The organism is Blautia sp. HA8986, from assembly GCF_056504635.1.
Window position 1 is genome coordinate 852,644 of the sequence record NZ_JBWLUQ010000001.1, and the last position, 21,597, is coordinate 874,240.

Genomic DNA, 21,597 nt, shown 5'->3' on the forward strand with positions numbered 1-21,597 from the left:
CCTTATTTCTCAGTTTCTCTTTTTTTCAATTTTTCTTCAACTGCTTCTGTAATCTCACGGGGAGCAAATTTGCTCAGGTCTCCTCCGAAATTTGCAACTTCCTTCATGATCGTGGAACTTAAGTATGCATATTCCAGACTCGTTGTGAGAAAAACAGTATCTACATCCGGCGCAAGAACACGGTTAGTCTGCGCCATCTGAAGCTCGTATTCAAAATCCGTGACAGCACGAAGTCCGCGAACGATCACCTGGGCATTGTTCGCCCTAGCAAAGTTCACTGACAGACCTTCGAATGCTTTCACCTCCACATTCGGGATATCTTTTGTAGCCTTTGTTAGTATCTTAACACGTTCTTCCACAGAAAACAACGGAGTTTTTGCAGAATTATTTAAAACTCCTACGATAACCCGGTCAAAAGAAACGCTTGCCCGTCTGATAACGTCAAGATGTCCATAAGTTGCCGGGTCAAAGCTTCCCGGGTATACTGCTGTTATCATATGTCTGTCTCTCTTTCATTTTTTTAGGAAAACATGCTTATTTGTCTTATATTCCTTGGAGCGGATCAGATGATAGCCAAGTTCCTCTACATAGGAGAAATCGGTGTGAAGCTCCTCTTCTATAACAATAAGCGTGTTCTTATCTGCCAATGTACTGTCTGCCAGATATTCCAAAACAGGCTGTTCCAGATGCTGTTCGTAAGGTGCATCCATAAAAATACAGTCAAAAGGTTCTCCGCCCTCCAGTGAGCGCAGGGCCTGCAGTACATCCATGTTCAGCAGTTTACCACCTTCTGCAAGTTTTGTAAATGAAAGATTTTCGCGGATGCAGGCACATGCCTTGGGATTCTTCTCTACAAACACTGCGTAGTCCGCTCCACGGCTCAGTGCTTCGATACCAATCGCTCCGCTTCCGGAAAACAGATCCAAGAACCTGCAGCCCGGTATTTCAGGCTGGAGAATGTTAAACAGAGTTTCCTTAATACGGTCTGTTGTAGGTCTTGTATCATTTCCGGGAATTGTCTTTAGGTTTAATCTACGTGCTTTTCCTGCTATTACTCTCATTTCAGATTTAATCTCCAATCCAGATCACCGCGGGCCAGTCCAAGGATCAGCAGCTCCGCAGTTGCAATATTTGTGGCAACCGGAATATTATACTGGTCGCAGCGCTTGACGATGCTCATAATGTCCGGTTCTGCCGGATCCATCATGACCGGATTGTAAAACAGGATGACCATATCCAGATCCTGTCTCTCTACCATCTCCATAAACTGCTTGTCTCCGCCGATACTTCCGGCAAGAAACTTATGAACGTGAAGGCTGGTGGCCTCCTCGATCCTTCTTCCTGTAGTTCCGGTTGCATATACTTCGTGCTTGGCAAGGATATTCTTATATGCAATACAGAAGTCTTCAATCAGAACTTTCTTACTGTTATGTGCAATAATGCCTAAATTCATAATTCACCTCTCCATTCTGCCCTCGGTTTATATCCTTTTCTCTCCGCGTATATAGGTAAAATCCTATAACTCTGTATCTGATTTTAGCATATCGCCCAAAAAAGTGCAATTTAATTCATACAAATTCATGAAAAATTAATATTTTATTGTTACTGGTCACGAAGCGACAGTAACATCCTATTCTTCCCAGCTGTTTCCGGTATTGTAATCAATGCCAATTCCGGGCTGTACGTTGTATACAAAGACATGAAAAGATATCGTCTGGTCTTTTACAGATTCAGCTTCCATCTCCACACCTCTGGCTACCAGGTCATCTCCCTGAAAAACAGGTGTTACACGGTACATACATGGATTTCCGGTGCTATGTACATAATCTGCCACCTCATTTTCAAAAGGCAGCATGCCGGTAACATTAAGATATCTGGTTCCTGTGATAAGATTTTTTTTATTTGCATTCTCACCTGTGAGCTGATATCCGATGAGATGACAGCGGTTGTACAGATACCTGCCATCTACATTATCATATTTTACAGTGTGCCATCCTGCAGGCTTCACCATTCCGATAGCACCCCGCTCTTCTGCAGGCATCAGTTCCGTTGTGATCTTGGATTCTGCATAGCCGCAGCGTCCTAGGGAATCCAGTTCACTGTAGAACTCATACGCAGGTCCGTTTTTCTTTTCTTCAGAAAAAGAAGGAACATTTCCATCAATTTCTGCATATGGACTGCCGCTGTATTCCGGCAGCTGATCCAGGGAGACAGATCCTGACTGTTTTTCCTTCACTGACTGGGCTTGTTCCAGCAATCCTGTTACTGCATCAGAAACGGATTCCGAAGCATCTTCCCAGAGGATTTCAGCGTTTTCTCCTATATATGCAAGAAACGTCTGGCCAAAGATCTGGCTCTGATCTTTTACTTCTTTCAGGCTCCGCGGCGGCATCCAGCCATTACATACTGCAAGTACAATGCACAGGATAATAGCTGTAAAAACTTTTTTCATTAGCTGCTTTTTTCGTTTATATTTTCGTTTATATGTAGGATAACGCTTCTTTTTCACAGGAACCCCCTTATTTTTTGTCTGACAGATATTATATGCCGTGCAGAAATTATTATAACTTCTGTCCCGGTAAAAAAGCAACCATACATTCGGTTTTTTATATTTTTTATTTCCTTTAACTGCCAGTGTATTATTTTACGGATTTCATATACTAGCAATGTAACATCAAAACAAACAACAACCAAGGAGGAAATGAATTATGCCAAGTAACACTTCTTCTAACAAAGCAGTTGTACCGGAAGCAAAGGGCGCACTTGACCGTTTCAAATATGAGGTAGCAAACGAGCTGGGTGTTCCGCTTACAGACGGATACAATGGAAACCTGACTTCCAAACAGAACGGATCCGTAGGTGGATATATGGTCAAAAAAATGATCGAGGCGCAGGAGCGTCAGATGTCCGGCAGCTCCCAGAGCGGCCAGCAGTACTAAATAGGTATCACAGGTAAATCCATTGCCATGCTGAGTTGATCGGAACTTATGCAAAAAAAGATGCTGTCTGACAGATGTAAAAAACTGTCGGACAACATCTTTTTTACTTTTCCGGAACTGACTTTCAATGGATATGTTTTATCACAACGCAGACGATATGGATATGTTTTTCTCGTCACAAGATAAAGCTTGGTTCCGTAAGCACGCTATATACTGCAATCGACTATACGCCATGTATTTCCCATACGAAGTTTACACCATCCGTGAGGAGATAACGTAGCATATTGGCCTCCTGTTATGACACCTCCTGCTGCAGCTCTGGAATCTTGCAGACCTGACCCTTTTGGATATTTACAGCAATTCCTGTACTTTTCGATATACAACCTCTGCAAATTTCTTATGTCCTGCTGCATTCAGATGTTCCTGATCTGCGTCACAGCAATGTACATAAGATGCTGCCGGAAGGAAACTGATATGACGTTCAGCTGCGATTTTTTCGTAAACAGACTGCAGATTCCTGGAAACGATTACAGACTCTCTGGAAAACTCCTGATCATATCCTTCCTGCCATACTTTTTCCCCCAGATAGATGGGAGACATGAGAAGGACTTTCGCTTTTGGTGCGTATTCCGGGATCTGATCCAGCAGTCTTGTGATTCCCTTTCCGATTACATCTGCTGATGCTCCGAAAACAGTTTTGCAGTCATTGGTTCCCAGCATCAGAGTAATCACATCCACCTGAGCATGTGTTTCCAGAAGCGTAGGAAGAAGTGCAGTTCCTTTTCTTCCGTCACGGAGCGGATCTTCGAAAACTGTTGTTCTTCCGCACAGTCCCTCCTCGATCACACGATATTCTTCTTTATTCAGTTTTTCCTGGAGAAGGCTTGTCCAGCGGACTCCCCAAGGAAGTCTCTTCCTGCTCTCTCCGTCATAGCCCCATGTATTGGAATCTCCAAAGCATAATATCTGTTTCATTCTATTAATTCCCTATCTGTTTAGTATGTTTATTGGTTAAATGAATCATATCACGCTCTTTTTCATTGGTCAAATACACAAAAGAAATAGCCTGCTATAGTTCAACTCTATAGCAGGCTGTTTAATATACTCTTTAATCTACTGTTTGGTAAAAGCTCTGTTTACAGTCCGACAAAACCTGTAACATCTCCGTTGATCACGTAATGAGCTCCATTGTCTTCCGGTTTGATATAGATCTTAAGATCCTTCAGATCAGAAGCTTTCTTGCCCATATCCTCTGTCCAAATCTTTTTAATTCTATCTGCAACCTCGGAAGTATGTATTTCCTTGCCCCAGTACTGAACATATACTTCTGTAACTGGCTCAGTTTTCTTAGCTGTTGTCTTTCTTGTTGTTTTGGCTGCGGTTGTCTTAGCAGCTGTCTTGGTTGTTGTCTTAGCAGCTGTTTTTCTTGTTGTTGTCTTTTTAGCAGCTGTTTTCTTAACCGGCTCTTCTGCCTTTACATCTGCTGCCTTCTTCTCTGCTGGTTTCTCAGCTGCTTTTGTCTCTACAGAAGCTTTTGCATCGTCTGTCTTCGGTGTCTCAGCCTTAACGGCTTTCTCTTCGGATGCGGTTACTACAGATTTTGCAGGAGTCTCGCTTACTGAAGCCGTTTTTACAGTTGTCTTAGTTGCAGCTTTCTTTGTTCTAGCCATGTTTATAGCCTCCTTACAAGGGATTTGTTAATCTTTTCTCATGCAATACAATACTACGATTTGGAAGTTTTGTAAAGAAAAGTTTCGAAAGTCCTTTAATTAAGGCTGTAATTTACAGCATGTACACGATAAGTTACACTGCTTTTACTATATGTCCAGTTATGACGAAGCAGACAATTATGATGACGTCCGTCCCCATCCAGATTACACTCTATCACTTTAAATGAATCACTGTAAACTTCTGTAACAATAGCAGAATGTCCATCATTATTGATACGCACATAGTCGCCTACCTGAACATTATTATCATATATTTTCTGAAGACCTGATACTCTCTGCCCTTCCCAGATATCATAGAATACTTTTCTTGCAAAACCATCACACTGGATAGCCCCGTCAAACTTATTGCAATCATATTCGCCATTACCTGGTATCGGATCAATTCCGCTCTGAGTTCCGTGATGTTTGCACGGAACATCACTGATCGTATCCTGAAATCTTTCAGGAGCTCCGCTGCTGTCCAGATTATCTGTCAGATCTGAATAACTGTTTACAACATTCTTCTTCTCCATCAGAAAAGTCATCGCTCTCTGCCATTTCTTCTGTTTCCGGTTCTTCCAAAAGATTTTCAGTGTCCTCCGAAATTTCTATATTATCTGCCTCTTCCGGCTCTTCTTCTAATTCCTGTTCTGTGCTATCAGGTAATTCTGCTGCTTCATCGTCTGCTGAGATTCCATCTTCAAAAATATCTTCCTCAGAAAAACTTTCCTCTGGACTGTCAGTCTCCTCATTTACATTTTCCTGGACTGTTTCCGGTTCTGTCTCTGAAGCCATGGTTATCCCTGCATTGCCAAAGATCATAGACCCTGATAAAACGACACACAGAAGTTTTTTGATCATTTTTCTCCTCATCCTGTTTTCTCCCTTTTTCTTTTTATACTAAAACGAAGTGCTGATTCTTCGCTTTGCTCCATTCAATCAGATTCCCAGATTTTCCAGATCTTCACTCATATAGCCCATGAGACGCTCTTTTAAAGCCTCATGCTGGGGCAGGCGAAGGTCAAAATCCAGTGTCAGAATCTCACCGGCTGCCTCACTAGCATTTTTCAGGATCCCCGCATCATTGTAGATATCTCCGATCTTAAATTCCATCAGTCCGCTCTGACGGATGCCAAAAAGATCTCCCGGCCCACGGAGCTTCAGGTCTTCTCCAGCTATATAAAATCCGTCATTGGATTCATTGAGGATCTTCAAACGTTTGGAAGTATCTTCCTCATTATTTCCCTGGATAAAAATGCAGTAAGACTGGTATTCCCCACGCCCTACACGGCCGCGGAGCTGGTGAAGCTGAGCCAGACCGAAACGTTCTGCATTCTCCACCATCATAACTGTTGCATTGGGGACATTGACTCCAACCTCCACAACTGTTGTAGATACCAGCACCTGGATTTCTCCGGAAGCAAAGGCCTCCATGATCCTGTTCTTTTCTTTTGGCTTCATTTTGCCGTGAAGGATCTCTACTCTGATCTCGTCAGGCAGAACTTCCTGAAGCTTTCTGGCATAATCTGTGACATTCTCTGCATCCAGTCCTTCGCTTTCTTCCACCATTGGGCAGATCACATAAGCCTGTCTTCCCATCTGCACCTGTTTTTCGATAAAAGAATAAGCCTTGGGGCGATAGGCCGTTCCTACCACGCAGTTCTTAATAGGAAGCCTTTTTGCAGGGAGCTCATCAATAATGGAAATATCCAGATCTCCGTACAAAATGATCGCCAGTGTCCTGGGAATAGGCGTTGCGCTCATAACAAGAACGTGCGGTGGATTTCCTCTTGTTGTCAGTGCTTCCCTCTGGCGAACACCGAACCTGTGCTGCTCATCTGTGATCACAAGGCCAAGATTCTTATATTCCACTTTTTCCTGAATCAGAGCATGGGTTCCTATGATCACATTCACCTCTCCGGATGCGATTTTCTGATAGATTTCACGTTTCTGCCTGGCTGTGGTAGAACCTGTCAGAAGCACCGGATGGCAGGAAGAGATATTCTGTTCTTCCATCAGTTTCAGAAAGCCTTCATAATGCTGATTGGCCAGAACCTCCGTAGGCACCATCAGCGCACTCTGAAATCCGTTCTCTGCCGAAAGTACCATGGATAAAAATGCAATCACGGTCTTACCACTTCCAACATCTCCCTGCACAAGCCTGGACATCAGTTTATGGCCGCTCAGATCCATCTCGATCTCATGCCATACATTCTTCTGGGCTCCGGTCAGATCATAGGGAAGTCCTTCTATGATCTCTTCTGTTGTCCACACCGGTTTCATTGGAAAAGTATTGGAAGCTTCTTCTGTTTTTTCTTTCAGCAGCTGCACTGCCAGTACAAACAGAAGAAATTCATCAAATACCAGGCGCTTCCTGGCTGTAAGAAGCTCCTGCATATTTTTAGGAAAATGAATAGTCCGAATCGCATAATTAGCATCTGCAAGCTGATATCGTTCCCGTAGTTCCTCCGGCAGATATTCTCCATGAAGAGGTCTTGTATCCAGAACCTGATGTACCAGCTTGGTGATTGCTTTGTTGGAAAGGCCTTTGGTCAAGCCGTATACAGGCTGCATGCTGTGAATGATCTCCGCATATGCTGCAGGGGTAAAAATCTCCGGATGTTCCATCTGGGGACGGCCTTTTTTTCTGGTGATCTTTCCACGAAGGATGAATACACTGCCTTTTTTAATCGTCCCTTTTAAATAAGGTGCATTGAACCAGGCAACCGGTAATCTGCCGCTAGCATCTGCCACAGTTGTTGTCAGGATCTGAAGATTTCTTACCTGGTTAATATAAATACTGGTGGCTACAGTGACGCGGATAGAGACTGTTTTCTCCTCCTCGGCAGATGCGATCTCCACAGGTTCCTCATATACATCATAAGTGCGCGGATAATAACGGAGAAGCTCATCCGCAGTCGTGATCCCGATCTTCTGGAAAAGCTTCTCTGTTTTTTCACCCACACCTTTTAATTCACGTAAAGGTGTCTTATCATTCATTTTTTTACTCTTATTCTACGGAAATCAGATAGTAGTAAATCGGCTGTCCACCCTGGTTCAGCTCAACCTCGCACTCCGGATACTTCTCAGTAAGCGCATCGGAAAGAGCTTCTGCATCTTCTTCAGATACATCCTCACCATAATATACACTGATGATCTCAGATTCCTCATCAATCATCTCTGCTACCATCTCCTCAGCTACCTGGAGACGTTCTTTTCCTACTGCAAGGATACCTGCATCACCGATTCCCATGATATCTCCCTCATGGATCTCCTTGTCGTCAATACGTGTATCACGAACCGCATAAGTAACCTGGCCTGTCTTTACTCTGGAGATCGCATCTGTCATGGAAGCAAGATTCTCCTCGCCGCCTTTCTCCGGAACAAAACTGATCATAGCGGAAATTCCCTGAGGAATAGTTTTGGTCGGCACTACAATGATCTCTTTATCCTCTGTAAGGTCTCTCGCCTGGTTAGCTGCAAGGATAATATTCTTATTATTCGGGAAAATATAAATTGTTTTTGCATTTACTTTATCAATAGCATTAAGCATGTCCTCTGTACTTGGATTCATGGTCTGGCCGCCCTCGATCAGATAATCTACACCAAGCTCACGGAAAATTCCGGAAAGACCCTCTCCTACAGATACGGAAATAAATCCGTAATCCTTCGGCGGCTCTTTCTCCTTCTCAGCCTGCTCTCTGGCAAGCTTCTCCGCATCTTTGATCAGCTTCTCCTGGTGCTCTTCACGCATGTTGTCGATCTTCATTCGGGAAAGCTGTCCGTATGTGAGTGCCCGCTCGAATGCCTGTCCAGGATGATTGGTGTGTACGTGTACTTTAACGATCTCGTCATCTGCTACCAGTACGATGGAATCACCAATGGAATCAAGAAATTCACGGAAACGGGTAATTTCTTCCTGCGGAAGTGTTTTCTCGAGAAGAATGATAAACTCTGTACAGTAACCAAACTTGATATCTGCCTCTGCCTGCGGAGAAATCTTAGTAATTTTGGGAGCAGCTGATGCCTCAAACTGGGAGTAATCTACTTCCTTTCCGTGATATCCGTCAATAGCTCCGCGGAATACTTCCAGAAGTCCCTGACCGCCTGAATCTACAACACCTGCCTCTTTCAGTACCGGAAGCATCTCCGGCGTTCTTGCAAGTGTCTCTTCGGCATGCTGGAAGATTCCGTCAAAGAATGAATTCAGATCCTCTGCCCCATCGGCAAGCTCGATAGCTTTATCTGCTGCAGCTCTGGCTACAGTCAGGATGGTTCCTTCCTTCGGCTTCATAACTGCCTTGTATGCAGTCTCAACACCTCGTTCCATAGCTGCGGCAATGGCTGGGGCATCCAGATCTGTCAGCTTACGTACTCCTCTTGTAAAGCCTCGAAGCAGCTGTGACAGGATAACACCTGAGTTACCTCTGGCACCACGAAGAGAACCGGAAGAAATTGCTTTCGCCAGAGTCTCCATATCCGGATTCTCAAGAGCTCCTACCTCGGAAGCGGCAGACATGATGGTAAGCGTCATGTTCGTTCCCGTATCCCCGTCAGGTACGGGAAACACATTCAATTCGTTGATCCATTCTTTCTTCGCTTCCAGGTTCTTGGCTCCGGCCAGAAACATCCTGGAAAGTATTTTAGCATCTATGGTTTTGTTATTCACCACAAGTTCCTCCTCTAAACCTAATCTATTGCACGTACGCCCTCAACCATGATGTTGATCTTCTCGATCTCCATTCCTGTAAAGGCTTCGACTTTATATTTCACATTGTTGACAAGATTATCTGCAATGGTGCTGATATTCACGCCATATGCCACAATAACATGAAAATTCAGCTGGATCTTGTTATCATCTGTAATCTTCACACTGATTCCATGTTTCAGACTGTCAATACGTAAAAGTTTAACCAGTCCGTCTTTCATGCTGATAGCTGCCATTCCGATAATGCCAAAGCACTCTACTGCCACACTGCCGGCATAAGTTGCAATGACATCCGTATCAATTACAATCTGGCCCAATCCGGAATTTATACGTCCATTCATATGGGTACCTCCATTGTTTCATTTAAAATTAGTATAATTATATAGATTCATTATACCCTTTTTTTGCCTGGAACACAACGCTTAATTTATTCTGTAAAAAACCTCTTTACAGAATTTTTTACAAATTTCCTTTTTTTGCTTGCAAAAGAGCAATTCATCTGTTAAAATGGTGACTGTTGATAAAAGGAGGTGCTATTCATGGCTAAATGTGCAATCTGCGATAAAGGAGCTCATTTCGGAAACAATGTGAGTCATTCCCATAGAAGATCCAACAAAATGTGGAAATCTAACGTTAAATCCGTCAGAGTAAAAACAACTGCCGGCGGAGCAAAGAAAATGTATGTATGTACTTCTTGTTTAAGATCCGGAAAAGTTGAAAGAGCGTAAGTAGTAGCGTATGCCCCCGTATTGTGCGGGGGCTGTTTTTTTGTATTTTTATTTGCAAAAAACGGGAAGCCTGCATACCGCACACTTCCCGTTCATCTGCAAAACATATGGTATCCGCATAGCAGACACACTACTGCTATGGAGATTACAATAAAATTCTCAGTAATAAGTATTCCTAACACCATTCCTACACCGATAAAAAACAGCATAAATCCGGTTAGCTTTCCCATTTCAGTCAGCCTGCTATCATTTACTTATTACAGTATATGCCTTAAAATCAATCTGAGTACCGTCAGCTGCTTCTATTCTTCCGTCTCATCCTCAGAATCTCCGCCTGCTCCCGGTACAAATCGATTCACAAAATCAGGAACCATATCCAGGACCTTGGTAAGTCCATCCTGATTCTTTACATTTACAAGCTTAGTCGTTCCATTCTGGATGACAAGTACTGCACACGGTGTCATCTTACCGGCAAGACCGCCTCCTCCGTTGTTCTTCTTGTCTCCTTCAAAAGCTCCGGCTCCCACACCGAAAGATACATCAACAAGAGGAAGAATGATGGTATCGCCTACATGAATGGCATCGCCTACAACTGTCTTGGCAGATACAAATCCATCCATTCCCTTAAATAATGAATTCACGGTATCCTTGAAATTATTCTCTTTCTCCATGATTTACCTCCTTATGTCTCCATCGGCGGATGACGTATTTAATATTTTTATTGAAATAAAGCTCTGCTGCCGTCTTAAGAAGCATCGCTCCGTAAATCCGGCCACTAAGCATGACCTCTCCCTCCAGAACATTCTCACTGTCAAAGAGAGGAGTCACTGCTATTGCATTCTTATGAAAAGGAATTGTCATGCCAAGAACTGCCAGCACGGTTCCCGTAACGGAAGGATCTTCACATCCAAATATGATCCTGCCTTTGATCCTGGTAGGAAAGATATGCCGTATCAGTTTCTTTGCATCTTTCCATACAAGAGAAAGTGCTTCTCTGGTACGGGGATGATCGATAAATTCCTTATACCAGTTAATGTTACCACAGAATTTTTTGATTGTTAATCTGAAATTCTGGATTTTTTGGAATATTTTAGATGGAATTCCCAAAAAGCTTTGTACCGCAGCCAGAATGCCAAGAACTGCTTTTTTTATTTTTCCCGCTATTTCAGAAATTAAGCTTATGATCTTGTTTTGAGAGTTCTGTTCTTCTGAAGAAAATTCCTTTTCTTCATCTTTCGCTATCTCTCTGATTTTCTCAAATTTCTGTGACTTCTGTGTCGGAATTTGCTCATTTTCTGTTGTTTCAGAAGTTTTATCTGCGTTTTCATTATCTTTATTCTGAAACTCACAGACTCCCTCAGTTGCTTCCTTCCTCGAATCACCCTCTATATCAGTACCTTCAAAATCCGCAGATATAATCTCAACCGGAACATTATCCGGTTCTTCAATAATCTTTACTTCCTGTTTCTGTTCTTCCCTGCTGTTTTCATGTTTCCGTAATTCGGACGGAACCCTCTTTTTCTCCTTTTTTTCAGCTGTATGAGCAGAAGATTTTTTCTTTTTTCTTTGGAAGACTCCTCTGAATTTCGAGAGCGGAATTCCCAAAATATAAAATTCCATCCCAGGACTTCCGTTTCGGAAAAAAGCTCTCACGGCAATTCCGTGAAACAGCCAGCTGACCTCCCCCGAAGCTTCCACCTCTTTAATTCCTGCACTCCGTTCTTTCGCAGCTTTTCCTTTATAGCGCACAGGACAGAACAGAAGCAGCAGAAGGATCAGCAAGATCAGTCCTGCAAGGATCCCCAGAAGGATCAGTATCCATTTAATTATCAGCCATAATATATGCAGCATCTGTTCACCTGTTCTCCAGATATTCTCTTATTTTCAAATCACCTGTTTCCCTGAAGACCTCTTCAACGATCTCCTGCACCATTCGGATCGCTCCTTCTCTGCCATTGGCGATCCCCACAACAGGAGGGCAGATCATCCTGACAGTCCGCTGCATCAACTCTGCAGTGGAAAGGATCTCCAGAACATTTCCAGGATTATCTGACAATGTGACCACATAAACACCTGGAACAAATTTTCCCACAATAATCCTGGCTCTTGCCCGTCCAGGATTCTTAACGTCTTCCCCGACGTAATAATTTCGTATCCATTTCAGCATCCTGCAGTCACCTCCCTGTCAGTTAATGTCAAACAGGGCTGCGTAAATACACAGCCCTGCCCTGTTGCTAAAAATACTTCTGCTGTTTCGCCCAGATGCCTTCACTTCGCATCTCCAGATATTCCTGATAGGCCTGTTCCACAATATGCTTCTCGTTGGAAAAACGGAGAAGATGATAAATCTCATGAAACTTATAATATCCGGAATCTACAAAGTATTCCTCACGCTGGGGCTTGCTATGATAATTATCAGCTATCATGAGATACCAGTGTACCTCTTTCATTACCACGTCCTCCGGAACAGTGAAATTATACTGACTCTTACCAATATACTTCACAATGGAAGCTCTCACGCCTGCTTCTTCCTTTACTTCACGCAAAGCAGTCTGCTCATAAGTCTCTCCCTTTTCTACGGTTCCTTTGGGAAGCACCCATCCTTCATAACGGTTCCTGTAGGATTTATACAATGCCAGGATCTTACCCCGATGAATTACCACACCGCCACAGCTTGTTGCTTCTATCATATTGCAATCCTCCTGTAATGCGTGTGTCTTTTGCACTGGTTACAGTATACCTCTTTTTTGTCCGATAGGCAAGGGGCAAGAAACAGATACTATTTCAATTTCTTAAATTTAATCGAAATAATATGCATCAAATACATCTGCTGCAATTGGAACTGCTGCCTCGCTTCCTGTTCCACCGTTTTCTACAATTACTGCGATAGCAATATCCGGATCATCTACATTGGAATATCCCACAAACCAGGAATGGCTGGAACCGTTTTCATCAAACTCTGCAGAACCTGTTTTTCCGGCTACTGTGTAGCCGCGTCCATTCAGTGCAGATGCAGTACCGTTCTCTACCACATTCTTCATCAGTTTTCCAAGAATATTTGCCTCGTTGTTCGTCATCAGACGTTTATATTCAGATTTTTCCGTTTCCTTTATAGTATCTCCGGAATTATTCACGATCTTATCGATCATAGTCGGTTTCATCAGAACACCGTTATTTGCAATAGCGCTGGTGATCATAGCCATATGCATTGGAGAAACAAGAGTATTTCCCTGTCCAATAGAAGTCTGCATGACCAGTGGATTCGGCGAATTATTTTCCAGTGTAAATTTACTTGTTTTATAGGAATTCAATGGAAGGGCTTTATTAAAAAGCAGATCTTCCGCTGTACTTCGAAGGGAACTTCCTCCCAGACCAAGCCCCATATCCGCAAATGCACAGTTACAGGAATGAGCAAATGCCGAATAGAAATCCTCCTGTCCATGAACAGTCCCATTGTAGCACCGGATCGTATGGTCATCCACAGTAATGCTTCCCTGGCAGAGATAGGAATATCCCTCCAATGAGCCTTTCTGCCTGAAATAATCAAGAGCTGTAACGATCTTGAACGTAGATCCGGGCGGATATGCACCATTAGTTGCACGGTTCAGAAGGCTGCTGTTACTCTCATCATTAACCAACGTATCCCAGTTCTCAGCAATCGTATTCGGATCAAAGTCAGGCTTACTCACCATTGCAAGGATTCTTCCTGTTGACGGCTCCATCACAACAACAGCTCCTCTTCTGTCCCCCAGAGAATTATAGGCTGTTGTCTGCAGATCTGCATTAAGGCTGGAGATCACAGTATCTCCCTGATTCTTTTTCCCGGAAAACTCATTTTTCATCTGCTCCAGGAAGAATGAATGAGACGTCAGAAGCTGGAAATTCGCTTCTGATTCCAGCCCGCTCTTGCCATTGGTATCATAGCCTACTGCATGGGCAAAAATATTGGCATACGGATAATTTCTCTGCTCTGTACCGTCCTCTGACACATCGGTCTGAGCCAGGATTTCCCCATCTGAAGACTGGATATTTCCACGGACAACGCGATCCGAAAAAGTATCCTGTCTGGTATTATATGGGCTATTGATAAAATCATCGCTTTTTACTGCATCAAAATAAATAAGATAGCCGATCAGGCTGACAAAAATCAATATAAAGAACACCGATACAAAGGTAAACGGTCTGTTCTTTTTTCTACGGATTCTGGCGATATCCCGTTCTCTCAGGCGTCGCTCTCTTTCCTCTTCTTTCAATCGTTTCTTTTCGCTGCGTCTCAATTTCCTCGTCCTCATCTTCCCTCAGAATATACAGTCCCTGAATAATAGCCAGCATCAGGATGGTGCACATGACAGAACTTCCGCCGTAGCTTACCAGCGGCAGGGTAACACCTGTCATCGGAATAAACTTGGTCACTCCGCCGATAGTCAGGAATACCTGGAACGCATATTCTGTTCCAAGTCCCAGAGCGATCAGCTTATAAAACGGGTTGCGGATCTTCAATGCAATGGTAACGATCATAAGGAAAAAGCTGGTACACACCAGAATCAGGCAGATGGCAAAAATACCTCCCATTTCCTCACAGATCGCGCTGAATATAAAGTCATTTTTTACAACAGGGATCTTCTCAGGTGAACCCTGGCAGAGTCCCATTCCAAACCAGCCGCCGGTTCCGATGGCAAACAGTGACTGCACGATCTGATAGCCCTCATTCTGATAAACAGCCATAGGATCTCTCCATGCACTGACTCTCTGGCGTACATGGCCAAAAAGATGATAGGCGATCACTGCACCCACACATCCGCCGCCAAGCCCCAGAAACATATATCCCGGATTTCTGGTAGATACATAGATCAGTACAAGATAGGTGACAAAAAAGATCACTGCACTTCCAAGATCTCTGGAAAGAACCAGGATACCCACATGAAGCACTGCTACAATGGTCGCCAGCACTACTTTGCGGAAATTCACTTTTCCGCAGAGCAGGGATGCCATAAAAAATACGAATGTGATCTTGATTACCTCGGAAGGCTGAATGCCCATAAGGGAAAGCTTGGCTCCATAACTTGTACTTGCAAGAACAAGAACTGCTGCAAGAAGAACAACACCAACTCCTGCATAAACCCAAGTAAGATCCTTGAGAAATTTCATCTTCCGGATCATCACCGGGATCACCAGTGATATGGCACTTCCTGCTGCAACGATCAGAAGCTGCTTGTTTGCAGAAGGAAGCGACAGACGGCAGAGCATGATAAAGCCCACGCTCAGCAGCATGCACATATTGTTCAGAAGTAACAGCGATGCGTCTTCATAAAAAATCCTGTACAGGATCTGAACTACCGCAAAAAAGATCATCATCTCAATATAAAACAGGATGACCTTGAAATCCATGCTCTTAAGATAGATCACGAGAAAAGCTGTGAAATCTATAAAAAAGATCATGGTCAGCTGCTGATGGAGCAACTCCTTTTTTTCCTCCTCGTCCTGACGCCACACCATATAAAAACAGTGAAAGGTGTAGACGATCATCAGCGTGAGGATCACATACTTGGATAATTCTGTAATAACATTAATCATACACTTTTACTCGGCTCCTCTTTTAAAATGGCCTTTTGTATACCTGCGTCCGGAAGGTTTTGCATTTCCATGGTAAATACCCTTGAATTCCTCCAGTACTGCTCTTGCCTCTGATGGTTTCTCGATGGTAAAAGCAAGTCGCAGTGACTGTAATTTTAGTTTCTCTACGCGCTCCTTTTCCCCGGGAAGTCCATAGGGAATACTGTTATATATAATATTATAACAGTATTTCGCAGCTTCAGGACAGGCACTTTCCCACGGGGCACAGCAGCATTTCACTGAAAATTCGCTGTTATACCGGTCTTTCAGATAGATGGTCTCGCCTTTTCCTGTGCATCCGAACAGATTCTTACGTACACACTGGGCTGAGATCATCAGCGGAATATATCCATACAGAAGAAGTTCGGAAGAACGATTATCCCTGTGCTTAAGTTCTCCCTCATTCAGTTCCAGAGGAATGGTATTCTTAAGAACGCCCTCTTCTCTCCAGAACGCCTCGGCTTCATCATTCCAGGTATACATGGAAGCATCCAGCACACATTTCTCTTTATATCCCAGTTCTTTCAGTGCTGCATAAGATTCCAGGCTGCGTACCAGAAAACCTCTCATTCCCTGATCAAGCCACTCCTTCGCATTTCGGATCCATACCTCAGGAATCTCTCCGCGATGGATATGCGGCGTAGAAAGATAAAGCTCCTTTCGCCCCGCAAGTTCCGGCGAAAAACACTTCTTCATGGTATCAAAAGAAAGATAAAAGCCTGTAATCCCCTCTTCTTCCAGAAGTATCTCTGCAACATCTGTCCTTTCACAGGAGACATACAGTGGAAGCTTCTCATTACAGGAATTCTTCTCTGTACAAACCGAAAGATTTTTTTCAGAGAAAGGTTGCTTTTCAGCAGGTTCTCTCCGTCTGGTTCCGATCATTTCTTCACGCAGCTGTTCCAGCGCAGCTCTGCGCACTTCATTGAGAACCTTTACAGGAACGAAAATCCTTCCATTGATCTCAATGTTAAGGCTTTCCCACTGAAATTCTGTATTTCCCAGTTTTTCCAGCTGCTGACGGATCCTCTGCTCTTCCATAGGCTGGTTCTTGGCAAACTGCACTTCACCGCCCATGGCAGTCACTGTTTTATCTCCACAGGTTATTTCCAGTATAACAGGACTTTCTGGAGAAAGTATTAAATTCCCATGAATTTTTTCTTTTATTTTTCTGATCTCCGGCTGGATATTGCCGGATTTCTTCTCATTGGCAAAAGCCATCATCTCAGGACCACGATACATATCGTAATATCCCCTGCAGGAACCGCCTCTGCTGAAAAGTTCCAGAAGATATTTCCTGTCTGTATCCTGCACGCGGTATTCTTTTCCGCTGAGATAAAGATCCAGATATTTTCTGTATACAGAGGTAACTCCTGCGGTATAACCAGGCTGCTTCATACGCCCCTCAATCTTCAGAGACATTACACCAGCCTCCAGTATATCCGGAAGAATATCCAGCGTACAGATATCCTTAAGACTTAAAGCACAGAAATCTTTGTCCCCTTTATATTTATGGTGATCACAAGTTGCGCTGTATGGAAGTCTGCAAGGCTGAGCGCAGCGACCTCTGTTTCCACTTCTTCCGCCAAAAATACTGCTCATAAGACACTGACCGGAATAGCTGTAACACAATGCCCCGTGGATAAAAGTCTCAATTTCCAGAGGACTGGCCTGATGCATGGCAGAAATTTCTTCCAGCGAAAGCTCTCTTGCAGGAACTACACGGGTAGCTCCTTTTTCTTCCAGAAATTTCATTCCCTCCGGACCAGTCACAGTCATCTGTGTGCTGGCATGGATATCAAGATCCGGGAAATTCCTGCGGATAAAAGAAAACACACCCAGATCCTGTACGATCACAGCATCGAGCCCTGCCTCATAATAAGGGGCCAGATACTCAAAAAGCTGTCCTTCCATCTCTCTGTTTTTTAAAAGTGTGTTCACTGTAAGATATAATTTACGATTATGGAGATGTGCTGTCTCAATAGCAGCAATCAGCTCCTCCTGGGTAAAATTCCTGGCATATGCCCTCGCTCCAAAAGCCGGACCGCCTACATATACAGCATCTGCGCCCGCACCTATCGCCGCCTCAAAACTCTCATAGGAGCCAGCTGGCGAAAGCAGCTCTGTTACTATCTTTTTCAAAGTATTCCCTCATCTCCTGTCTGTTAATCTGTAAAACAAAAGAGGATTACCGAAGCAATCCCCCCATTCTTATTTGAGCAATTCATCAAGCTCTTTCTCCAGTTCCTTAACCTTACCGTCCAGAAGATTCTTCTGGTCCTGAGCTTCCTGCTCTGCTTTCTTCGCCTCTTCAATCTGCATCTTCAATGAGATCAGCTCATGTTTCAGGTCATACATCTCCTGATCCTTCTGCTGCAGATCCTGCTCAAAGATCTCTGCCTGCTTCTTCGCCTTGAAGTAATCATCTGTAATATTCAAACTGAGAAGTGTATGCTTGGTTTCCATGGCCTGTCTGGAATATCCCGGCATCTGACTCAGTTCACCAATCTTATTATTCATATAGGCCGCAACCTTCTGGAAATACTCCTCAGACTCATATCCGCCCAGAGTAATGATCTTTCCGTCGATAACAACCTGTGCTGTATTCTTTACCGCCATTCGTAAAGCCTCCTGAATTCATCTGCTGCCTGTTCTCTCAGCAACATTCCTCTCTGTTGTCAGCTCTGCTGGCTCACAACTGTCTATATTATAACTGATTACAGCTAAAATGTATAGAAGTTTTTCTATTATTTTGTCGATAAATCGGGACGAGGATATCCAAGATGGGTGTATGCCAGCACAGAAGCCATCCTTCCACGGGGAGTTCTGTTCAGGAAACCATTCTGCAGAAGGTATGGTTCATACACATCTTCCAGGGTTCCGGAATCCTCTCCAATAGAGGCTGCAAGCGTCTCAAGACCTACCGGACCGCCCTGAAAATTCAGGATTAAAGTTTGTAAAATACGTCGATCCGTCTTATCCAGTCCATACTGATCCACCTCGAGAAGATCCAGTGCAAAACAGGCTACATCATAGGTGATCACACCATCATATTTCACCTGGGCAAAATCTCTCACACGTTTCAGGAGACGGTTAGCCAGTCGCGGTGTTCCTCTGGAACGTTTGGCGATTTCCGCAGCACCTTTCGGCTCAATATCCACGCCCAGAACCTGTGCAGAACGCAGGATAATCGTCGTCAGTTCTTTCTTATCATAAAATTCCAGGCGCTGGGTGACACCAAAACGGTCACGGAGCGGTGCAGAGAGAAGTCCTGCCCTGGTAGTTGCTCCTACAAGGGTAAATTTCGGAAGATCCAGTCGGATGGAACGTGCAGATGCGCCTTTTCCGATCATAATATCAATAGCAAAATCTTCCATTGCCGGATAAAGAACCTCTTCTACCTGGCGATTCAGCCTGTGGATCTCATCCACAAACAGCACATCTCCTTCCTGAAGATTATTCAGAATCGCAGCCATCTCTCCCGGCTTCTCAATAGCTGGGCCGGATGTAACTTTCATATGTGTACCCATCTCATTGGCGATGATGGCAGAAAGTGTCGTCTTTCCAAGACCCGGAGGGCCGTAAAAAAGCACGTGATCCAGAGAATCGTGTCTCTGTTTTGCAGCTTCAATATAGATTTTCAGGGTATCCTTGGTTTTCTGCTGACCAATATACTCATCCAGACTCTGAGGCCTTAAATTCCCCTCCAGGGAAAAATCCTCTTCTGTAACGTCTGTTGTAATGATCCTGTTCTCCATCTGTTATGCTCCGTTCTACTAAATATCAAAAATTCTTCAATGCAGCGCGGAGAATCGCCTCCACATCGTCTGCGGGAACATCGTCCGGAACCTTACGTACTGCACGAAGCGAATCTGCCGAACTATATCCAAGGGCAACCAGTGCTTCCACAGCTTCCTGACGGCTGTCCCGAAGATCTGCTGCCCCCTCCATTGCATCCTCCTGCTGATGAGCAAGCTTCATCTCAAAGGCATCTTCCAGCTTCAGTTTATCTTTCAGCTCCAGAATCATCTTCTGAGCTGTTTTCTTACCGATTCCAGGTGCTTTCGAGATTGTCTTCACATCATCGGAAAGCACTGCAAAACGCAGCTCATCTGCACTGATCCCGGAAAGAATGCCAAGTGCTCCCTTAGGTCCTACACCATTCACTCCCAGAAGAAGCCTGAACATCCCAAGATCATCCTTTGAAAAAAATCCGTATAACTGAAGAATATCTTCTCTTACATACAGAAACGTATTTATCTTCTTCTCTTCACCAACACGTGCTTTCCTAAGATCCTGTCCTGTCATATAGATCTCATAACCAATGCCGCCGTTTTCCACCACCAGGTTGTTCTCACTGATATCCGCTACCTTACCTTTTACAAAAGAAATCAAAATCAACTGCTCCTTCCCGGGAACAGTGTGTTACCTGTACACAACAATAGCTGAACATCTGTTTCCCATATGGATGAAATACTAACACAATTTGAAAAAAAAATCAACCCGGAATACATATGTCCCGGGCTGATCATTATTCTATGTTACTGTTCACTCCGTTCTCAGTAACACGCTTCGCGATGCACAGAATTTATGCTGATTGCATAAATTCGCGCGGTATGTCTCGGGTTTTCTGTGACCTTCGCTCACAAAAAACACCTCGCGGGATATTACCAGTGAACAGTAACTATTCTATTACTGATTCAGGAAATCCTGATCCTCGAAATAGTTGATCCTCATGGAAGAACGTACATCGTGAAGAGTTGCTGCTGCCTTCTCTCTTGCAACTTCTGTACCTGCTTTCAGTATGTCAAATACATCAGCAGTACGCTGTTCCCACATCTTTCTTCTCTCGCGGATCGGTCCCAGCTCTGCCTGCATTACGTTATTCAGGAATTTCTTGACCTTCACGTCGCCAAGGCCGCCTCTCTGGTAGTGCGCTTTAAGCTCGTCCAGATTCTGGTACTCAGGAAGGAACTCTGAGAAATGCTCCGGACGGCTGAATGCATCCAGATAGATAAATACCGGGTTACCTTCTACACGGCCCGGGTCCTGAACACGAAGATGGTTCGGGTCTGTAAACATGGACATGATCTTCTTCTTAACAACATCTTCCTCATCAGAAAGATAGATGCAGTTTCCAAGAGACTTACTCATCTTAGCCTTTCCATCGATACCAGGAAGACGTAAACATGCCTTATTGGAAGAAAGAACGATCTCCGGATCTGTTAAAGTCTCACCATAAACGGTATTAAACTTATGAACGATCTCCTTGCACTGCTCAAGCATCGGAAGCTGATCCTCACCTACCGGCACATGTGTTGCACGGAAAGCTGTGATATCTGCTGCCTGGCTGATCGGATAGCAGAAGAATCCAACCGGAATGCTGGCTTCGAAATTACGCATCTTGATCTCAGATTTAACAGTAGGGTTACGCTGTACACGTGCCACTGTTACCAGATTCATATAATAGAAAGTAAGCTCAGTAAGCTCCGGCACCATAGACTGAATGAAAATGTTGGATTTCGCCGGGTCAAGTCCGCAAGCCAGATAGTCCAGTGAAACCTGAAGGATGTTCTGACGTACTTTCTCCGGATGTTCCGCATTATCTGTAAGTGCCTGCGCATCTGCGATCATAATATAAATTTCGTCATATAAGCCGGAATTCTGCAGTTTCACACGCTCTGCCAGTGATCCAACATAATGACCTACATGAAGGCGTCCCGTCGGGCGGTCGCCAGTTAAAATAATCTTGCTCATGAATTGTTCTCCTTGAAGTGTACTGAATATTTTATACTTTATTATAGCCCCTGGAAATTCACTGGTCAAATATTTTTAGCTGGAAACTGTAATTTTCCGTATTTTATGTTACTGTTCAGAGGCAATGTCATGATGCCGGGGTC

24 protein-coding genes and 1 pseudogene are annotated in these 21,597 nt (G+C 43.9%); 2 read left to right on the forward strand and 23 right to left on the reverse strand.

Features of this window, described 5'->3' with window-relative positions; translation table 11 throughout:
* Positions 1–2 precede the first annotated feature (2 nt).
* From coaD to AC04Q4_RS03910, 4 genes and pseudogenes are all read right to left on the reverse strand, one after another.
* On the reverse strand, positions 3–497 hold the full coding sequence (gene coaD, locus AC04Q4_RS03895) for a pantetheine-phosphate adenylyltransferase (protein ID WP_476388537.1): 495 nt from the start codon (positions 495–497) through the stop codon (positions 3–5).
* A gap of 15 nt (positions 498–512) precedes the next feature.
* The gene (rsmD, locus tag AC04Q4_RS03900) at positions 513–1,061 is read right to left on the reverse strand and encodes a 16S rRNA (guanine(966)-N(2))-methyltransferase RsmD (RefSeq protein WP_173755763.1); all 549 of its coding nucleotides are present in this window, start codon (positions 1,059–1,061) and stop codon (positions 513–515) included.
* Complete coding sequence (locus AC04Q4_RS03905) at positions 1,058–1,453, reverse strand: methylglyoxal synthase (RefSeq protein WP_021976563.1); 396 nt, start codon at positions 1,451–1,453, stop codon at positions 1,058–1,060. The genes rsmD and AC04Q4_RS03905 overlap by 4 nt, the downstream gene beginning before the upstream one ends.
* 183 nt (positions 1,454–1,636) lie before the next feature.
* Positions 1,637–2,305, reverse strand: a pseudogene (locus AC04Q4_RS03910) (DNA/RNA non-specific endonuclease); the annotation flags it as partial.
* Between the two features lie 403 nt (positions 2,306–2,708).
* Here AC04Q4_RS03910 and AC04Q4_RS03915 point away from each other — a divergent pair.
* On the forward strand, positions 2,709–2,939 hold the full coding sequence (locus AC04Q4_RS03915; RefSeq protein ID WP_173755764.1) for an alpha/beta-type small acid-soluble spore protein: 231 nt from the start codon (positions 2,709–2,711) through the stop codon (positions 2,937–2,939).
* A gap of 351 nt (positions 2,940–3,290) precedes the next feature.
* On the opposite strand, the gene AC04Q4_RS03920 is transcribed toward AC04Q4_RS03915, so the two are convergent.
* The 7 genes from AC04Q4_RS03920 to AC04Q4_RS03950 form a co-directional block, all read right to left on the reverse strand.
* Entirely contained in the window at positions 3,291–3,914 is a 624-nt protein-coding gene (locus tag AC04Q4_RS03920; RefSeq protein ID WP_476388538.1) for a GDSL-type esterase/lipase family protein, read from the reverse strand.
* 161 nt (positions 3,915–4,075) lie between these two features.
* Positions 4,076–4,609, reverse strand: a complete 534-nt coding sequence (locus AC04Q4_RS03925) for a DUF6465 family protein (RefSeq protein WP_173755766.1) — start codon at positions 4,607–4,609, stop codon at positions 4,076–4,078.
* Between the two features lie 95 nt (positions 4,610–4,704).
* Positions 4,705–5,193, reverse strand: coding sequence for a hypothetical protein (locus AC04Q4_RS03930; RefSeq protein WP_476388539.1), 489 nt, complete (start codon positions 5,191–5,193; stop codon positions 4,705–4,707).
* Positions 5,135–5,521, reverse strand: coding sequence for a hypothetical protein (locus AC04Q4_RS03935; RefSeq protein WP_476388540.1), 387 nt, complete (start codon positions 5,519–5,521; stop codon positions 5,135–5,137). Before AC04Q4_RS03935 ends, AC04Q4_RS03930 begins: the two co-directional genes overlap by 59 nt.
* A gap of 66 nt (positions 5,522–5,587) precedes the next feature.
* Positions 5,588–7,648, reverse strand: a complete 2,061-nt coding sequence (recG, locus tag AC04Q4_RS03940) for an ATP-dependent DNA helicase RecG (protein WP_476388541.1) — start codon at positions 7,646–7,648, stop codon at positions 5,588–5,590.
* A gap of 10 nt (positions 7,649–7,658) precedes the next feature.
* A complete protein-coding gene (locus AC04Q4_RS03945) occupies positions 7,659–9,278 on the reverse strand; it encodes a DAK2 domain-containing protein (protein WP_179976579.1) in 1,620 nt (539 codons plus the stop codon).
* A 59-nt stretch (positions 9,279–9,337) separates the two neighbouring features.
* Positions 9,338–9,697, reverse strand: a complete 360-nt coding sequence (locus AC04Q4_RS03950) for an Asp23/Gls24 family envelope stress response protein (protein WP_119239989.1) — start codon at positions 9,695–9,697, stop codon at positions 9,338–9,340.
* Between the two features lie 198 nt (positions 9,698–9,895).
* Between AC04Q4_RS03950 and rpmB the strand changes: the two genes are divergently transcribed.
* Positions 9,896–10,084, forward strand: coding sequence for a 50S ribosomal protein L28 (gene rpmB, locus AC04Q4_RS03955; protein ID WP_015524898.1), 189 nt, complete (start codon positions 9,896–9,898; stop codon positions 10,082–10,084).
* Positions 10,085–10,176: 92 nt separating this feature from the next.
* On the opposite strand, the gene AC04Q4_RS03960 is transcribed toward rpmB, so the two are convergent.
* The 12 genes from AC04Q4_RS03960 to trpS form a co-directional block, all read right to left on the reverse strand.
* Complete coding sequence (locus AC04Q4_RS03960) at positions 10,177–10,314, reverse strand: hypothetical protein (RefSeq protein WP_173755753.1); 138 nt, start codon at positions 10,312–10,314, stop codon at positions 10,177–10,179.
* 72 nt (positions 10,315–10,386) lie between these two features.
* Complete coding sequence (locus tag AC04Q4_RS03965; protein WP_119239988.1) at positions 10,387–10,755, reverse strand: GerW family sporulation protein; 369 nt, start codon at positions 10,753–10,755, stop codon at positions 10,387–10,389.
* Positions 10,739–11,935, reverse strand: a complete 1,197-nt coding sequence (locus AC04Q4_RS03970) for a DUF2953 domain-containing protein (RefSeq protein ID WP_476388542.1) — start codon at positions 11,933–11,935, stop codon at positions 10,739–10,741. Before AC04Q4_RS03970 ends, AC04Q4_RS03965 begins: the two co-directional genes overlap by 17 nt.
* A 4-nt stretch (positions 11,936–11,939) precedes the next feature.
* Complete coding sequence (locus AC04Q4_RS03975; protein ID WP_173737825.1) at positions 11,940–12,251, reverse strand: hypothetical protein; 312 nt, start codon at positions 12,249–12,251, stop codon at positions 11,940–11,942.
* A gap of 67 nt (positions 12,252–12,318) precedes the next feature.
* Positions 12,319–12,774, reverse strand: coding sequence for an NUDIX hydrolase (locus AC04Q4_RS03980; protein WP_173737824.1), 456 nt, complete (start codon positions 12,772–12,774; stop codon positions 12,319–12,321).
* 108 nt (positions 12,775–12,882) lie between these two features.
* Positions 12,883–14,376, reverse strand: a complete 1,494-nt coding sequence (locus tag AC04Q4_RS03985) for a peptidoglycan D,D-transpeptidase FtsI family protein (protein WP_173737823.1) — start codon at positions 14,374–14,376, stop codon at positions 12,883–12,885.
* Positions 14,279–15,658, reverse strand: coding sequence for an FtsW/RodA/SpoVE family cell cycle protein (locus AC04Q4_RS03990; RefSeq protein WP_195455300.1), 1,380 nt, complete (start codon positions 15,656–15,658; stop codon positions 14,279–14,281). The genes AC04Q4_RS03985 and AC04Q4_RS03990 overlap by 98 nt, the downstream gene beginning before the upstream one ends.
* A 6-nt stretch (positions 15,659–15,664) precedes the next feature.
* Positions 15,665–17,839: a peptidase U32 family protein gene (locus tag AC04Q4_RS03995; RefSeq protein ID WP_195455299.1), complete on the reverse strand. Its 2,175-nt coding sequence runs from the start codon at positions 17,837–17,839 to the stop codon at positions 15,665–15,667.
* A 69-nt stretch (positions 17,840–17,908) separates the two neighbouring features.
* Entirely contained in the window at positions 17,909–18,316 is a 408-nt protein-coding gene (locus AC04Q4_RS04000) for a cell division protein ZapA (protein WP_119238804.1), read from the reverse strand.
* A gap of 128 nt (positions 18,317–18,444) precedes the next feature.
* Complete coding sequence (gene ruvB, locus AC04Q4_RS04005; RefSeq protein WP_173737820.1) at positions 18,445–19,455, reverse strand: Holliday junction branch migration DNA helicase RuvB; 1,011 nt, start codon at positions 19,453–19,455, stop codon at positions 18,445–18,447.
* A gap of 25 nt (positions 19,456–19,480) precedes the next feature.
* Positions 19,481–20,092: a Holliday junction branch migration protein RuvA gene (gene ruvA / locus AC04Q4_RS04010; protein ID WP_173737819.1), complete on the reverse strand. Its 612-nt coding sequence runs from the start codon at positions 20,090–20,092 to the stop codon at positions 19,481–19,483.
* Between the two features lie 297 nt (positions 20,093–20,389).
* Entirely contained in the window at positions 20,390–21,454 is a 1,065-nt protein-coding gene (gene trpS, locus AC04Q4_RS04015; protein ID WP_173755773.1) for a tryptophan--tRNA ligase, read from the reverse strand.
* Between the last annotated feature and the right edge of the window lie 143 nt (positions 21,455–21,597).

Excerpts from the sequence above, each read along its gene's own strand:
- coaD (WP_476388537.1), bottom strand. The coding sequence starts at position 497 with ATGATAACAGCAGTATACCCGGGAAGCTTTGACCCGGCAACTTATGGA.
- rsmD (WP_173755763.1), bottom strand. The coding sequence starts at position 1,061 with ATGAGAGTAATAGCAGGAAAAGCACGTAGATTAAACCTAAAGACAATT.
- AC04Q4_RS03905 (WP_021976563.1), bottom strand. The coding sequence starts at position 1,453 with ATGAATTTAGGCATTATTGCACATAACAGTAAGAAAGTTCTGATTGAA.
- AC04Q4_RS03915 (WP_173755764.1), top strand. The coding sequence starts at position 2,709 with ATGCCAAGTAACACTTCTTCTAACAAAGCAGTTGTACCGGAAGCAAAG.
- AC04Q4_RS03920 (WP_476388538.1), bottom strand. The coding sequence starts at position 3,914 with ATGAAACAGATATTATGCTTTGGAGATTCCAATACATGGGGCTATGAC.
- AC04Q4_RS03925 (WP_173755766.1), bottom strand. The coding sequence starts at position 4,609 with ATGGCTAGAACAAAGAAAGCTGCAACTAAGACAACTGTAAAAACGGCT.
- AC04Q4_RS03930 (WP_476388539.1), bottom strand. The coding sequence starts at position 5,193 with ATGACTTTTCTGATGGAGAAGAAGAATGTTGTAAACAGTTATTCAGAT.
- AC04Q4_RS03935 (WP_476388540.1), bottom strand. The coding sequence starts at position 5,521 with ATGAGGAGAAAAATGATCAAAAAACTTCTGTGTGTCGTTTTATCAGGG.
- recG (WP_476388541.1), bottom strand. The coding sequence starts at position 7,648 with ATGAATGATAAGACACCTTTACGTGAATTAAAAGGTGTGGGTGAAAAA.
- AC04Q4_RS03945 (WP_179976579.1), bottom strand. The coding sequence starts at position 9,278 with ATGTTTCTGGCCGGAGCCAAGAACCTGGAAGCGAAGAAAGAATGGATC.
- AC04Q4_RS03950 (WP_119239989.1), bottom strand. The coding sequence starts at position 9,697 with ATGAATGGACGTATAAATTCCGGATTGGGCCAGATTGTAATTGATACG.
- rpmB (WP_015524898.1), top strand. The coding sequence starts at position 9,896 with ATGGCTAAATGTGCAATCTGCGATAAAGGAGCTCATTTCGGAAACAAT.
- AC04Q4_RS03960 (WP_173755753.1), bottom strand. The coding sequence starts at position 10,314 with ATGGGAAAGCTAACCGGATTTATGCTGTTTTTTATCGGTGTAGGAATG.
- AC04Q4_RS03965 (WP_119239988.1), bottom strand. The coding sequence starts at position 10,755 with ATGGAGAAAGAGAATAATTTCAAGGATACCGTGAATTCATTATTTAAG.
- AC04Q4_RS03970 (WP_476388542.1), bottom strand. The coding sequence starts at position 11,935 with ATGCTGCATATATTATGGCTGATAATTAAATGGATACTGATCCTTCTG.
- AC04Q4_RS03975 (WP_173737825.1), bottom strand. The coding sequence starts at position 12,251 with ATGCTGAAATGGATACGAAATTATTACGTCGGGGAAGACGTTAAGAAT.
- AC04Q4_RS03980 (WP_173737824.1), bottom strand. The coding sequence starts at position 12,774 with ATGATAGAAGCAACAAGCTGTGGCGGTGTGGTAATTCATCGGGGTAAG.
- AC04Q4_RS03985 (WP_173737823.1), bottom strand. The coding sequence starts at position 14,376 with ATGAGGACGAGGAAATTGAGACGCAGCGAAAAGAAACGATTGAAAGAA.
- AC04Q4_RS03990 (WP_195455300.1), bottom strand. The coding sequence starts at position 15,658 with ATGATTAATGTTATTACAGAATTATCCAAGTATGTGATCCTCACGCTG.
- AC04Q4_RS04000 (WP_119238804.1), bottom strand. The coding sequence starts at position 18,316 with ATGGCGGTAAAGAATACAGCACAGGTTGTTATCGACGGAAAGATCATT.
- ruvB (WP_173737820.1), bottom strand. The coding sequence starts at position 19,455 with ATGGAGAACAGGATCATTACAACAGACGTTACAGAAGAGGATTTTTCC.
- trpS (WP_173755773.1), bottom strand. The coding sequence starts at position 21,454 with ATGAGCAAGATTATTTTAACTGGCGACCGCCCGACGGGACGCCTTCAT.